The organism is Bacillus sp. AC266 (assembly GCF_979253805.1).
The window spans coordinates 1,117,069-1,128,765 of sequence record NZ_CEEDEC010000001.1 but is presented as its reverse complement, the minus strand read 5'-3'; the positions used below and the strand labels follow the sequence as shown (position 1 = coordinate 1,128,765).

At 35.2% G+C, this 11,697-nt stretch carries 15 protein-coding genes and 5 pseudogenes; 12 read left to right on the top strand and 8 right to left on the bottom strand.

Annotated elements, in window-relative coordinates; all coding sequences use genetic code 11:
- From kamA to AC0IXC_RS05765, 4 genes are all read left to right on the top strand, one after another.
- Positions 1-1,419, top strand: a complete 1,419-nt coding sequence (gene kamA / locus AC0IXC_RS05780; protein WP_002012651.1) for a lysine 2,3-aminomutase — start codon at positions 1-3, stop codon at positions 1,417-1,419.
- Positions 1,416-1,688 carry a YokU family protein gene (locus tag AC0IXC_RS05775; RefSeq protein ID WP_002085797.1) on the top strand — a complete coding sequence of 91 codons (273 nt, stop codon included), beginning with the start codon at positions 1,416-1,418 and terminating at the stop codon, positions 1,686-1,688. Before kamA ends, AC0IXC_RS05775 begins: the two co-directional genes overlap by 4 nt.
- 72 nt (positions 1,689-1,760) lie before the next feature.
- A complete protein-coding gene (locus AC0IXC_RS05770) occupies positions 1,761-1,976 on the top strand; it encodes a YozE family protein (RefSeq protein WP_002085796.1) in 216 nt (71 codons plus the stop codon).
- 273 nt (positions 1,977-2,249) lie between these two features.
- On the top strand, positions 2,250-2,912 hold the full coding sequence (locus AC0IXC_RS05765) for a hypothetical protein (protein ID WP_002012647.1): 663 nt from the start codon (positions 2,250-2,252) through the stop codon (positions 2,910-2,912).
- A 4-nt stretch (positions 2,913-2,916) separates the two neighbouring features.
- On the opposite strand, the gene AC0IXC_RS05760 is transcribed toward AC0IXC_RS05765, so the two are convergent.
- On the bottom strand, positions 2,917-3,084 hold the full coding sequence (locus tag AC0IXC_RS05760) for a DUF3930 family protein (protein ID WP_000456534.1): 168 nt from the start codon (positions 3,082-3,084) through the stop codon (positions 2,917-2,919).
- Positions 3,085-3,232: 148 nt separating this feature from the next.
- On the opposite strand from AC0IXC_RS05760, the gene AC0IXC_RS05755 reads away from it, so the two are divergent.
- The 5 genes from AC0IXC_RS05755 (at position 3,233) to AC0IXC_RS05735 (ending at position 5,976) form a co-directional block, all read left to right on the top strand.
- Positions 3,233-3,412 (top strand): YozD family protein, encoded by a 180-nt coding sequence (locus AC0IXC_RS05755; protein WP_002012644.1) that lies wholly within the window; start codon positions 3,233-3,235, stop codon positions 3,410-3,412.
- Positions 3,413-3,522: 110 nt separating this feature from the next.
- Positions 3,523-3,705 (top strand): hypothetical protein, encoded by a 183-nt coding sequence (locus tag AC0IXC_RS05750; protein ID WP_000473368.1) that lies wholly within the window; start codon positions 3,523-3,525, stop codon positions 3,703-3,705.
- Positions 3,705-4,526, top strand: coding sequence for a serine/threonine protein kinase (locus tag AC0IXC_RS05745; protein ID WP_002031735.1), 822 nt, complete (start codon positions 3,705-3,707; stop codon positions 4,524-4,526). The genes AC0IXC_RS05750 and AC0IXC_RS05745 overlap by 1 nt, the downstream gene beginning before the upstream one ends.
- Complete coding sequence (locus tag AC0IXC_RS05740; RefSeq protein WP_326996542.1) at positions 4,508-5,263, top strand: sporulation protein; 756 nt, start codon at positions 4,508-4,510, stop codon at positions 5,261-5,263. Before AC0IXC_RS05745 ends, AC0IXC_RS05740 begins: the two co-directional genes overlap by 19 nt.
- Before the next feature lie 77 nt (positions 5,264-5,340).
- Positions 5,341-5,976 carry a phosphatase PAP2 family protein gene (locus AC0IXC_RS05735; protein WP_002127255.1) on the top strand — a complete coding sequence of 212 codons (636 nt, stop codon included), beginning with the start codon at positions 5,341-5,343 and terminating at the stop codon, positions 5,974-5,976.
- Here the strand turns inward: AC0IXC_RS05735 and AC0IXC_RS05730 are convergent.
- From AC0IXC_RS05730 to AC0IXC_RS05720, 3 genes and pseudogenes are all read right to left on the bottom strand, one after another.
- Positions 5,966-6,847: a cation diffusion facilitator family transporter gene (locus tag AC0IXC_RS05730; protein ID WP_002085782.1), complete on the bottom strand. Its 882-nt coding sequence runs from the start codon at positions 6,845-6,847 to the stop codon at positions 5,966-5,968. The two genes, AC0IXC_RS05735 and AC0IXC_RS05730, sit on opposite strands and share 11 nt — an antisense overlap.
- A 424-nt stretch (positions 6,848-7,271) precedes the next feature.
- Positions 7,272-7,586, bottom strand: coding sequence for a thioredoxin family protein (locus AC0IXC_RS05725; protein ID WP_000658777.1), 315 nt, complete (start codon positions 7,584-7,586; stop codon positions 7,272-7,274).
- A 43-nt stretch (positions 7,587-7,629) separates the two neighbouring features.
- Positions 7,630-7,953: pseudogene (locus AC0IXC_RS05720) on the bottom strand (site-specific integrase).
- Between the two features lie 727 nt (positions 7,954-8,680).
- Between AC0IXC_RS05720 and AC0IXC_RS05715 the strand changes: the two are divergent.
- Positions 8,681-9,118, top strand: a complete 438-nt coding sequence (locus AC0IXC_RS05715) for a hypothetical protein (RefSeq protein WP_242489454.1) — start codon at positions 8,681-8,683, stop codon at positions 9,116-9,118.
- Here AC0IXC_RS05715 and AC0IXC_RS05710 read toward each other — a convergent pair.
- A pseudogene (locus AC0IXC_RS05710) lies at positions 9,102-9,308 on the bottom strand (exosporium leader peptide-containing protein); the annotation flags it as partial. The gene AC0IXC_RS05715 and the pseudogene AC0IXC_RS05710 sit on opposite strands and share 17 nt — an antisense overlap.
- Before the next feature lie 131 nt (positions 9,309-9,439).
- On the opposite strand from AC0IXC_RS05710, the pseudogene AC0IXC_RS05705 reads away from it, so the two are divergent.
- Both AC0IXC_RS05705 and AC0IXC_RS05700 read left to right on the top strand, forming a co-directional pair.
- Positions 9,440-9,535: pseudogene (locus tag AC0IXC_RS05705) on the top strand (DNA (cytosine-5-)-methyltransferase); the annotation flags it as partial.
- A 5-nt stretch (positions 9,536-9,540) separates the two neighbouring features.
- Positions 9,541-10,152: pseudogene (locus tag AC0IXC_RS05700) on the top strand (N-acetylmuramoyl-L-alanine amidase); the annotation flags it as partial.
- A 39-nt stretch (positions 10,153-10,191) separates the two neighbouring features.
- On the opposite strand, the gene AC0IXC_RS05695 reads toward AC0IXC_RS05700, so the two are convergent.
- The 3 genes and pseudogenes from AC0IXC_RS05695 to AC0IXC_RS05685 form a co-directional block, all read right to left on the bottom strand.
- Positions 10,192-10,386, bottom strand: a complete 195-nt coding sequence (locus AC0IXC_RS05695) for a hypothetical protein (protein WP_012260894.1) — start codon at positions 10,384-10,386, stop codon at positions 10,192-10,194.
- A 204-nt stretch (positions 10,387-10,590) separates the two neighbouring features.
- Positions 10,591-11,022 (bottom strand): SMI1/KNR4 family protein, encoded by a 432-nt coding sequence (locus tag AC0IXC_RS05690; RefSeq protein WP_341085919.1) that lies wholly within the window; start codon positions 11,020-11,022, stop codon positions 10,591-10,593.
- A pseudogene (locus tag AC0IXC_RS05685) lies at positions 11,022-11,522 on the bottom strand (hypothetical protein); the annotation flags it as partial. The gene AC0IXC_RS05690 and the pseudogene AC0IXC_RS05685, both read right to left, overlap by 1 nt.
- Positions 11,523-11,697 lie beyond the last annotated feature (175 nt).

Here is an 11,697-nt window from a genome sequence, read left to right as displayed (position 1 = left end):
ATGTTACATGATGTATACAAACCAAATCGTCACTGGAAGGATATTGAATTATGGAAAGATGTTACAGAAGAACAATGGAATGATTGGGTTTGGCAATTAACGAATACGATCAAAACTTTAGATGATTTAAAGAAAGTAATTAACTTAACACCTGACGAAGAAGAAGGCGTTAAAATTTCAACGAAAACGATCCCGTTAAACATTACACCGTACTATGCTTGGCTAATGAATCCTGATGACCCACGCTGTCCGATTCGGATGCAATCAGTACCGATTTCGGAAGAGTTATATAAAACAAAATATGATTTAGAAGATCCTCTTCATGAAGATGAAGATTCACCAGTTCCAGGATTAACTCATCGTTATCCAGACCGTGTACTATTTTTAGTAACGAATCAATGTTCTATGTATTGTCGTTACTGTACACGTCGTCGTTTTAGTGGACAAATTGGAATGGGCGTACCGAAAAAGCAATTAGATGATGCGATTGCTTATATTAGTGAAACACCACAAGTACGTGACGTTTTAATTTCTGGCGGTGATGGACTTCTAATTAATGATAAAATTTTAGAATATGTATTAAAGAATTTACGAGCAATCCCGCATGTTGAGATTATTCGTATCGGAACGAGAGCACCAGTTGTATTCCCACAGCGTATTACAGAAAACCTGTGTAACATAATTAAAAAATACCATCCAGTATGGTTAAATACTCATTTTAACACTTCTATTGAGATTACAGAAGAATCGAAACTAGCATGTGAAATGCTTGCAAATGCAGGTGTTCCAATTGGAAACCAAGCTGTAATTTTAGCTGGAATTAATGACAGCGTTCCAATTATGAAAAAACTTATGCATGATTTAGTGAAAATTCGTGTTCGTCCATATTACATTTATCAATGTGATTTATCAGAAGGTATCGGTCATTTCCGTGCACCAGTTTCGAAAGGTCTTGAAATTATTGAAGGCTTACGTGGACATACGTCTGGTTATGCAGTACCAACTTTCGTTGTCGATGCACCGGGTGGAGGCGGAAAAATTGCGCTTCAGCCAAACTATTTAATTTCACAAAGTGCGGATAAAGTTGTTCTTCGTAACTTTGAAGGGGTTATTACAACGTATCCAGAACCAGAAAACTATATCCCAGGAAGAGCAGAAGGCTACTTTAAAGAAATTTATCCGACTTATGAAGAGAAACGTTCTGATATCGGCGTTGCAGGATTGATGAGTGATAAGAAATTTAATCTTGTTCCAGATGATTTACAACGTATGAATCGCCGCAAAGATTATGAAGTCAATGAAACGCATGCTTCTTTAAAAGATAAACGTGATAAGCGTGATCAATTAAAAGATAAAAAATATCAAGCACAAATAGCAAAGTTAGATGATGACAAAAAAAATGAGGGTGACGTAGTATGAATTGTATGTGGTGTGACAGTACAGAAGCGAAAGAAAGCTTGAATACTGTATATTGGGAATTACCAGATGGTACGAAAGCCATTGAAATCCAAGAGACACCATGTATTACTTGTTCCTCATGTGGAATGGACTATCAAGCAGACCATACTGTAAAAGAAATTGAAGATCAGTTGTTTTTAATTTATACGAAAGATTTGCCAAAACAACTAACATACGAAGAGTTGATGGGAAGACCACGTTTATTAAAAAGGAATTATTTCGACTTTTAACCAGCTTTTATGCTGGTTTTTTTCTTTTTTGCCTTGTATAATGTACCCAAGTTAGAAAGGTAGGGAATATTTTTGAAAAAGACATTTTACCATTATATGATGAAGCACCGTGCAGCTTTATTTAAAAATGAAATATCAGATTTAGCAGAGGCGATGTATGATGATTTAAGTTTTCCGAAGCAATCTGAAGACTATGATGTAATTAGTTCATACTTAGAGTTAAGTGGAATGCTAGAAAGTATGTCTATATTTGATGATGCATGGGATTTATATATACAAGAGAGATAACGATATGAAGTTTTAGGGAAATGAAAGCATAATGAATACATTACTTTGAAAGAAGTGAAGTATTCATTATGCTTTTTTATTTACAATACGTCTTGTTGTTAGAACATAAATGAAAAGTGAAAGCTAGTTTAAATACTAGCTTTTTTAAGTTATATACAAATTCTACTTTTTTATTGAAAAAATTTATGAATATAAGCTTATGTGATAAGCGTTTTTATGTAGGTTGCATATACTGTTATCAAAATCACGACGTTTAAAAAAGGAGAGATATTGATGGCAAGGAAAAAACAACCTAAATATAACGTAGGAGACATAGTCGTGATTACGCTATATGGAACCGTTGGGAAAGTTACAAATATGAAAGTTTTAGATGGAGTTTACGTATACGAAGTAAATAATCACGATGGATTTTATGTAGAACAAACTTTACAGCATGTTACAGAGCAGGAAATGAAAAAGGGCGACACAGAGTGGATTGAATTAAATTATAACTTTACGTTTGGTGATCTCGTGCAAGTAACTGGATATGATAAAGATGTTTTTCGTATTGTTGGTTTTCGTACAGAAGTATGGAGATATAAAAATGATGCATGGGAAGATACTATATATGAATTGTCACGAATTACTGATGGTGAATGGTTAGAAGCTGATGAATCGGATTTAACATTACTTGCCAATGCACAAACGGCAAATGCAATTTTGAAGAAAATGAAACAAGATAAAGCGGGTATGAATAAATTAGATTTAGGAAAATTGAAGTCAATTAACAATTCGAAAAAAGTAAGTGTAAAGACGAATCGCCAAGAAATTATTGATGGGTTATTAGATATTTATAATGATTATCATTTATTATTCGATACATTTAAAGATGAAGAATATAAAATTGTTATGGATGTTGTTCAAAATTATTTAGTTAAATTGACAGAGAAAAAATAGTTAACTAGAAAGAGAGAATAAATTGAACAACAACATATGCAGTATAAGGTATGCCTACAATTATTAAAAAAATAAAAAGCCATTTAATAAGAGAGTCTGCCCATTGATCTTCATGCATGAACTCTTCTTTTGTTTGCCCTACTTCTTGATCTACTTCATATTGGTATTCCATTATTATTTCCCCCTTTGGATAGCTTGTACTAACATCGTATGCCCTTTACCTACATGATATGACTTATAAAAAAGAAAAACTATTTTTCTAATCTCATATACATAATTTTGAGATTTTTTCATAAAACAGAAATAAAGGAGTGATGCTCATGAAGGAAATTGAAGTCGTAATTGACACGGAAGAGATTGCGGAGTTTTTTTATGAGCGACTAATTGAAAGAGGGTACGTTCCAAAAAGAGAAGAAATTGAGGACCTGGCAGATATTACATTTGAGTATTTATTAGAGAAATGCATGATTGATGAAGTTTTTGATGAAGAGGAAGATTGAAAGTAACGGCGGGCTTAACTCGTCGTTTTTTACTCTTTACAAACTTGTCACAAATATAGACAAGAATTGTTGGTATAATTAAAAGGAAATTTTATACAAGAGGTGAAGGGATGTTCAAAAAAATTATTGATTCTTTATTAGGAAAGAAAAAACATCGTTCGTATTCAAGTAGTGATTATCGTCATAGAGGGCGCTCTTATTCAAGTAGCGACTATAAACGACGTTCATCTGGTTATGGGCATCAGCATTATAAAAGAAAACGTAAAAGCCGTAGCTTCTTTTCAAGTAGCTGATGAAATGGCGTCGTATACTAGCTTTATTTGATAGACCACTGCGAAAAAATACAATCGTTGCAGAGCGTTATAAGATTGAATCAGTAATTGGAATGGGCAGTTATGGGGTTACATATGTCGTTAATGATTTACAAATAAATAAATATAAAGTCTTAAAACAATTAAGGCAAAGTAAACAAAGATATGAGTCTGGTAGAAAATCATTTGAGCAAGAGAAAGTGATTTTACAAACATTAAATCATGCGTCAATTCCTAAGCTACATGACCATTTCATATGGGAGAAAAAGAACTTTTTTGTGATGGAGTATATGCCGGGGGAAAATTTCGAAGATCATATTTTCTTAGATGGGCAAGTATATGATGAACGTGAAGTTTTTGAAATTTTATATGAAGTACTAGGAATTGTTTCGTATTTTCATAGTAAAGGTATCATTCACCGAGATTTACGTATTCCAAACATATTAATGAAAGAAAATCAGATTAGTATTATTGATTTTGGATTGGCTAAATTGAAAGGTGAGGGTGATGAGCGAGCTATAACTTATGAAGGTGAACAAGCTTTGATGCGAGAAGTTCACTTTCGTAGCGACTTTTATGCGCTCGGTCATTTCGTATTATTTTTATTGTATGCTAGTTATCAATCGACTGAAAAAAAGGAAAAACCTTGGTATGAAGAGTTAGTGCTGGAAGAATATAATCGCGACATGCTGATGCGAATGTTACAAATGAAAGCGCCATACTATGAAAATGTACAAGATTTGAAAAAAGATGTAGCTTACGCTTTAGAAAGGATGGAGACCCCATGTTTCAAAAGTTTTTAGCAAGCGTTGGAATTGGAAGTGCAAAAGTAGATACTGTTCTTGAAAGAGATGAGTATACAGTTGGAGAAGAGATAGTAGGGAAGATTCATATAACTGGAGGTTCAGTTAGCCAAGAAATTGAAAGCATTTACTTAACGTTGTCGACGTCATATGTAAGAGAAGTGGATGATAAAAAAGTAACTGCATCGTATGATTTAGAGCGAGTTCGTTTAACAGATCCATTTTCTGTAGAGCCAAATGAAAAAGTGGAAATTCCATTTTCGTTTTTAATGCCAATTGAAGCACCACTAACACTTGGAATGAAAACGGTTTGGGTTCATACAGGTCTTGATATTAAACGTAGTATTGATCCAAGTGACCGTGATTATATTCAAGTATTGCCGAATGCGCTATTGAACAGTGTATTAAATAGTGTAAATCAATTAGGTTTTAAAGCGCGTCATGTAGAATGCGAAGAATTACCGTATCGATTACGTAAGCAAGTTCCATTCGCGCAAGAATTTGAGTTTATTCCAGTTTCCGGAGAGTATTATGGGAAATTAGATGAATTAGAATTATTAATTTTGCCAAGTGCCCACGACCGATTAGAAATTATTATGGAAGTAGATAGAAAATCACGTGGATTGGCTGGTTTATTCGCAGAAGCACTTGATCTTGATGAGAAGGTTATTCGCTTTACAGTAACAAACGAAGATATTCCAACGATGCAGCAAAAAATTAACAATAATATTTTTTAATAAACTATGCATAAAAAAGAAATGGAGAGGAAAACTAAAACAACCGCTCCATTTTTTTGCATAGTGAGGTTATGTATGTGAAACGATACCGACATTTATACTTGTTAAGTTGTACACTACTCATTTGTTTTGTCGCACTATCACTTTCGTATCATACCGCTTGTATTGAAAAATTTGATAATGTAGTCGCACACTTTATTCAAAGTTTCCGAAACGAGTATTTGACAACCTATTTTACTTGGGTGTCCTTTATCGGTTCAAAAAGAATATATTTCCCGTTACTCATTATACTTGTAATGTATTTTCTTCTTAGAAAAAAAATATTAAGTGCATTACTTCTAACAATTAATTATTACGGATCACGTTATTTGAACAGCATGCTCAAACTATGGTATGAACGAGCACGACCTGATGTGACGCAGCTTGTTACAGCAACTGGATATAGCTTTCCGAGCGGTCATACGATGAATGCTACTGCTTTTTTAGGATTTATTGCATACGTCACAATTACAGAAGATCGTATTTCATTGCATAAAAAGTTGCTGATTATTTTTATAGCAAGCTTCGTTGTATTATCTATTTCAGTTAGCCGAATTTATCTTGGCGTGCACTATCCATCTGACATATTAGCCGGATGGGCAGCGGGCGGTAGCTGGCTCGTTTTATGTATTATATTTCATAAGGCGTTCATTAAAAAAGAACCTATGTCATAATAGGTTCTTTTTGCATGGGCTCCACATGAATATGAGCATGGTAAATTCCGAATTTTTTTCGAAGCATATCTTCAATATTGTCAGTAATACAATGGCTTTCGCTAACATCCATTCGAGCATCTACTTCAATTGTAATATCCACATACGTTTGGTTCCCATACATACGAGCACGAATATCTACAATATGTTCTACACCTGAAATATGCCCTATAGCATCAGCGTATTCATCCATTTTTTCAGGATCAATTCCATCCGTTAGCATATGAGAAGCTTCTACGAAAATTTCCCACGCGGTCTTACAAATAATAAGACCGACAAGTAAAGCTGCAATAGGGTCCAAAATAGGCATTTGGAACTGTGCTCCGACTATACCTACTACTGTACCAATACTTACAAGAGCATCTGATAAATTATCTTTTGCAGCAGCCTCTAATGATTTACTTTTTGTTCGCATTGCAATCTTTTTCGTATACTTGTATACACCGTACATAACGACAGCAGAAAATAAAGCTACCCATGCAGCAAGTACATTAGGTGCTGCTTGTTTCGGATTGAAAAACGATTGAATTGCACTAATAACAACTTCTAATCCGACCGTTGCCATAATAAAGGAAGCAACAAGTGATGCGATTTGTTCTGCACGCGAATGCCCATATGGATGATCTGGGTCACGAGGCTTACGAGAAATTTTCAGGCCAATTAATATTGCTAAAGAAGCACCAATATCCGTTAAGTTATTCAAACCGTCAGCACGTAATGCGCTAGAGAGGGTAATATAACTGATGATGATTTTCATAGAGGATAAAAATATGTAGGCTATAATGCTGACAATAGCACCTTTATCAGCTTCTTTATGAGAAAGAGAATCCATTTTAATCACTCGCCTTTCTACAAGGAATTTCTTTCTATACATAGAGTATCAAACGAAACTCGTGTGGGTCTATACAAACATTGTTGACGTTTTATAGCTTTTTAAGAAGGGGATAACAAAGTTTCGTTAAGGAAAAAAATGTTGAAAAGTACAAAGCGGAAAATTGTTTAAACCATTAACGATGATTATGGTATAGGAGAAGGTGGCGTGAATAATGATTCGCATAATTCCATTCATATATATATTTCACAAAATAACTCTTCGTAATTCCTCGTGGGAGTAATATATAAGAAATGATAAAAAATTAGTGGATAAGAAGAGGAGAATAATATAAAAATGTTCATTTTCTATAAAGAGAAAAATACAAATAGCATACTAAGAAACGAAAAAACCTCTGAAAATATTTTCAGAGGTTTTTCGTTTCTTAGTATGCTTCTAAAAACTCAGTAACTTGCTCTTCAGTTTTTGCGTTAGCACTATGTAAGTGGCCAAGCTTCTCGCCATTTTGATAAACAAGCAGGCTTGGAATACCCATTACTTGATACTCTTCCGCGATACTTGGGAATTCATCTTTATTAATAGAATACCATTCAAACTTATTGAATTCTTCCATTACATCTCCGATAAAGTTGTCCATACGCACGCAATCCGGGCACCATGTTGTAAAGAACTTAACAACTACTGGCTCCTCGCTTGCGATGATGTCTTTGAATTCTTGTTCAGATTTGATTTCTTTCATGTTTTTGACTCCTCTCAATGTCACACGGATAAGCTAGTATTTTTTATGCAAAATCCGTAACTGCAAAATCTTCGACTGCTTTTTCTTGTAGGTCTGGTATACATATGAGTAGGTGTCTAATGTGATCCCTACTCTTTTATGTCCTAATCGTTTACTTACGATTTTCGGATTTACGCCTTATATCCTGCAAACGAATATTAGGAACCTCACTTTTCTTTATAAGCTTTTTCAGGAGCTGTGTCAAACTTCTGAAATTGCACGGGTTACCATTATAGGTTGGGCAAACTAAATCATAATTATTATTTCCATCGCCATACCGTTCTTTTTCTTCATTGATTTTTTGAAGATGTCCTTGAAGAGCCAGCAGAGTAATTTCAGGTAAAACAATTAATCTCTTTCCTGAAGATGTTTTAGGCTCATGAAACTCTTTGGTAATATGCGAGAGGGAATGATTAACAGATAAGGTACGTCTGTCAAAATCAATATCCTTCCATACAAGAACGTTGGGGAGCTTGGTTACAAAGGTTTGCAGAATGGGAAAAGGGGAGCAGCGTGAGCAATGTTGTTCGAGGCTACCCAAAAGGAAAGTACGCAGTATAAGTAAAAAAGGACAAGCAGTCGTACCTGCTGTCCTTTATAGGAGAAAAATTATTCTGGATTAAAACTACGAATAACCAGAAAACGCGCTTTTAACCAGTGTTGTCAAAGATGTAATAATCTATGCAATAAAAAAGCTTAGTCGGAATTCAAAATACCAAAATGGCTTGCATTGGTAAACAGGCCCAAGAGTAGTATATGTATAATGAAAAATCTCATACAAAAAGCAGACAACAATTTTGGTTGTCTGCCAGCGAGTCGAATGAGCTAGTCAATTGTGATAAATTGCTTTCCCATTACAAGAAGAGTGAAGCTGATAGTTCAAACAGCTTGTAGGTAGTCTTTTAGATATTTAAAAAAATATACAGAGAAAGCAGATAAGTGACGAATCTACCTGCTTCTGTTGTAACAAAAGAAAGAAGTATTAGCCGTGAATATGACGGCTTGAAAATAGTATGTATTGATTTGGAAAAATTATTCAAGGGGTGAAGAGAAGAATGGCATCGATAGTGAATAGTGTATGTGAAATAATTCAGTTAATGAGTAAAACGAAAGTAGAACGCATCCAAATCACATACGAAATTGGCGATATTATTGAGGAGAAATGCAGAAGGTGTTATTACAATCGTTCGGAAAAAGAGTGTTTCAGTATTAGTGTCTGTCAAAATTGCCCGACTGGCCAAGAATTACGTCAGTTGGGTAGATATTTTGATACACAACCGATAGAGCACGGTGGAAAACGAAAAGACAAACCCATCGGACTTACTCCGGAGCGTGTGCGCGAATTGAATCAACAAGGCATTCCAGATAAAGATATTAGCATTATGTATGATCGTAGTCCTTCTTATGTCGGGAAAATGAAAAAGGAATGGAAGCAAGCTGGTATATGGAGAGGACCAACAATAATGCGGGAAATCAACCGGTGTCGCCAGTAGGTCCAGTAATACCAGTAGGTCCGGTGTTCCCTGTCAATCCCGTATTCCAAGTTGGCCCGATTGATCCGGTCGGTCCAGTAGTACCTGTTGAACCAGTGGGACCTGTAGGGAATTGAAAGGGTTGCATAGGTGGAAGTGTCGGCCCAATCGAACACGGATTTAATGCAGTAGAAGATAAAAACTCGTCCAATATAATTCACCTCTAAAAGTTCGTATTACTAATAGTAAATGCAATGATAGAGCAAAGTGTAATGAACAAGCGGTTGTATTTAGGGAATTTAATAAAAACGCTATTTTAATAGCAAGAAGGGAGGGGTGGCTTTGATTAAAATACTTGAATTATTCGGAGGAATCGGAGCGCCAAGAAAGGCACTTGTTAATTTAGGGATAGATCATAAAGCAATTGATTATGTAGAATGGCAAACGTGAAATATGACTTTGTATGGATTCCGCGTTATGGTGGAAATAAACCAGCGTATCCATGCGATATTTGGCAATACACGGAAACAGGAAATGTACCTGGTGTCGGTAAATGTGATTTGAATTATCTTGTGGGTAGCAAGTCATTAGCTTGGTTTACGAACCAATCACAAACTACTGAAAAGGTAAAAGAACAACCGCAACAAGATAATGAGAAAGTTGAAGGGATCGGAATCGCAACTTCAAAATACGCAGATGGTTATGGCGTGAATTTATATGAGAATCCTGCTGATCCGCAATACACAGGAAATATCACGAAAAAAATCCCGTATCTTATTTTTAAGGGATATTGGGGTGGCGGTGATAAGGATATGATTTGTTTAGGTAGCGAGAAGCAGTGGGCGAAATTAGAGCATTTTGATGTGCAATGGTTCTGCGCATACTCTAAATATCCTCCAGGATACGGAATTGCGGTTCATAGCGAACCTGAGTGTACGAATCATATTGATAACATCGATGGTACGGTTCCTTATCGTGTTTGGGGTAAACACTTAGATGCTATTGATATAGGTGGTAATCGATGGATTAAAGCGGAGCATGTAACGATTAAGTAATGTAAAAAGAGCCGTCCTGTTGGGCGGCTTTTTTCTTATTTATTCTCCAAATGTTTCTTTATTCATATTTAATTCACCGTTTTTTATCATTTCTTCTCCATAGATATTTTCCATTAGCTTTTGATGATCTTCTTGCTTCTTACGTTCTCCATCTTCTGGAGTCTCCTTAGTTTTCTCTATGGCGTTTTGTTCCGCCTGTTTTCTATAGTACTCATTTATTTCATCATATTTCATCGGTAAACCTTTTTCAAAAAGTGTACGGTGCACTTTTTATAATTTTATCGAATCATACTTTGCGGTCTATGACAACAACTCTGTCACTACCCCCATACACTGGAATCTAAAACATTTGTAAAAAATAGCATAGTTGTTACAAAACCTATATCGTTACCAATAAAAAACCTTGAAAGGCAAGCCAATCAAGGTCTCTAAATTTTTTTAAATGTCTAATAAAGTATTCACACCTACATTATTTTCTAATAATTCGGTTAGCGATGTTGCAATTTTCACTGCCTCCTCAATATCCAAATCTGCGAATCTGTTATAGTATATTCCAAAACCATCTTTACCCTGTAGATAGATTAATGCACCGCCTCCTTCATCATCACCAATTGCGAGTGAATTCGGGAGATATTTCTGCACTTCATAAGCTTCATTCATTTCAATGCACCCCGAAGCTCCCCAAATTCGAATATAAATTTGGTCGTTAACATTAATTTCAATGTCTGAAGCTAGCTGAATTATTTCTATATATTCTGTAGGTACATCTATTGTTGAAAAATCCTGAAGCGCTTTAATTTCTTCTTCTTTCGAAGGAGATTTTTTGGCATCAATTCTATACACACTACTGATATTATCTAATCTGTTCATTAATAATCAATCCTTTCATATTTAACTCCTAGTTTATCTAGCATCTTGTATTGTTGTTCAAGAACTTGGCTAGTAGTATCACGTGAAAAACCAGCTTTAGTTAAATCACCCACCATGAATTGCATTTCTTCTTGTAAAGTAGTACTCCATTTCCCTACCCCTGAAGCCACCCGTTCATTTCGTCTCGCAGTTTGAGCATTAGTAATGATTGTATGTGGTAGTCCTTTTCCAGTCTCGACAGTTATTGTTGGAGCAAGTTTCGAATCATACCCATACTGACTGAAATTATTTTTTGCCCATTCTTGTTGTAATCCATGATGAGATTGTAATCGCCCACCATTTGGCCCATCTCCTTTTGGCTTAGGTAAGGAATCTTTATGTGTTTTATTAAAATGAACATAATTAATTTCACCTTTACGCATTCCACATGTAATAGCAAGAAGATAAGCGATATAATAACGTTTTTTTTTTGCATGTTCTAAAAAACGAAGAACTTCTTCATCAATTAAAAATCAGGGGGATAACGCTGATTTAGTGGAGAGAGCTCATTATATCACTCTTTCGGAGGAGGTGAGTTAGGATGCGGAAATGGTGAAAGAAACTATTTTCGAAAAAACGCCCACCCTGCATTGTTCGTGAGGAACAATGCAGGGTGGGCTAAACTGATAGGATCTG

Coding starts and splice junctions, on each gene's coding strand:
- kamA (WP_002012651.1), top strand. CDS start 1: ATGTTACATGATGTATACAAACCAAATCGTCACTGGAAGGATATTGAA.
- AC0IXC_RS05775 (WP_002085797.1), top strand. CDS start 1,416: ATGAATTGTATGTGGTGTGACAGTACAGAAGCGAAAGAAAGCTTGAAT.
- AC0IXC_RS05765 (WP_002012647.1), top strand. CDS start 2,250: ATGGCAAGGAAAAAACAACCTAAATATAACGTAGGAGACATAGTCGTG.
- AC0IXC_RS05760 (WP_000456534.1), bottom strand. CDS start 3,084: ATGGAATACCAATATGAAGTAGATCAAGAAGTAGGGCAAACAAAAGAA.
- AC0IXC_RS05755 (WP_002012644.1), top strand. CDS start 3,233: ATGAAGGAAATTGAAGTCGTAATTGACACGGAAGAGATTGCGGAGTTT.
- AC0IXC_RS05750 (WP_000473368.1), top strand. CDS start 3,523: ATGTTCAAAAAAATTATTGATTCTTTATTAGGAAAGAAAAAACATCGT.
- AC0IXC_RS05745 (WP_002031735.1), top strand. CDS start 3,705: ATGAAATGGCGTCGTATACTAGCTTTATTTGATAGACCACTGCGAAAA.
- AC0IXC_RS05740 (WP_326996542.1), top strand. CDS start 4,508: ATGTTTCAAAAGTTTTTAGCAAGCGTTGGAATTGGAAGTGCAAAAGTA.
- AC0IXC_RS05730 (WP_002085782.1), bottom strand. CDS start 6,847: ATGGATTCTCTTTCTCATAAAGAAGCTGATAAAGGTGCTATTGTCAGC.
- AC0IXC_RS05725 (WP_000658777.1), bottom strand. CDS start 7,586: ATGAAAGAAATCAAATCTGAACAAGAATTCAAAGACATCATCGCAAGC.
- AC0IXC_RS05715 (WP_242489454.1), top strand. CDS start 8,681: ATGGCATCGATAGTGAATAGTGTATGTGAAATAATTCAGTTAATGAGT.
- AC0IXC_RS05695 (WP_012260894.1), bottom strand. CDS start 10,386: ATGAAATATGATGAAATAAATGAGTACTATAGAAAACAGGCGGAACAA.
- AC0IXC_RS05690 (WP_341085919.1), bottom strand. CDS start 11,022: ATGAACAGATTAGATAATATCAGTAGTGTGTATAGAATTGATGCCAAA.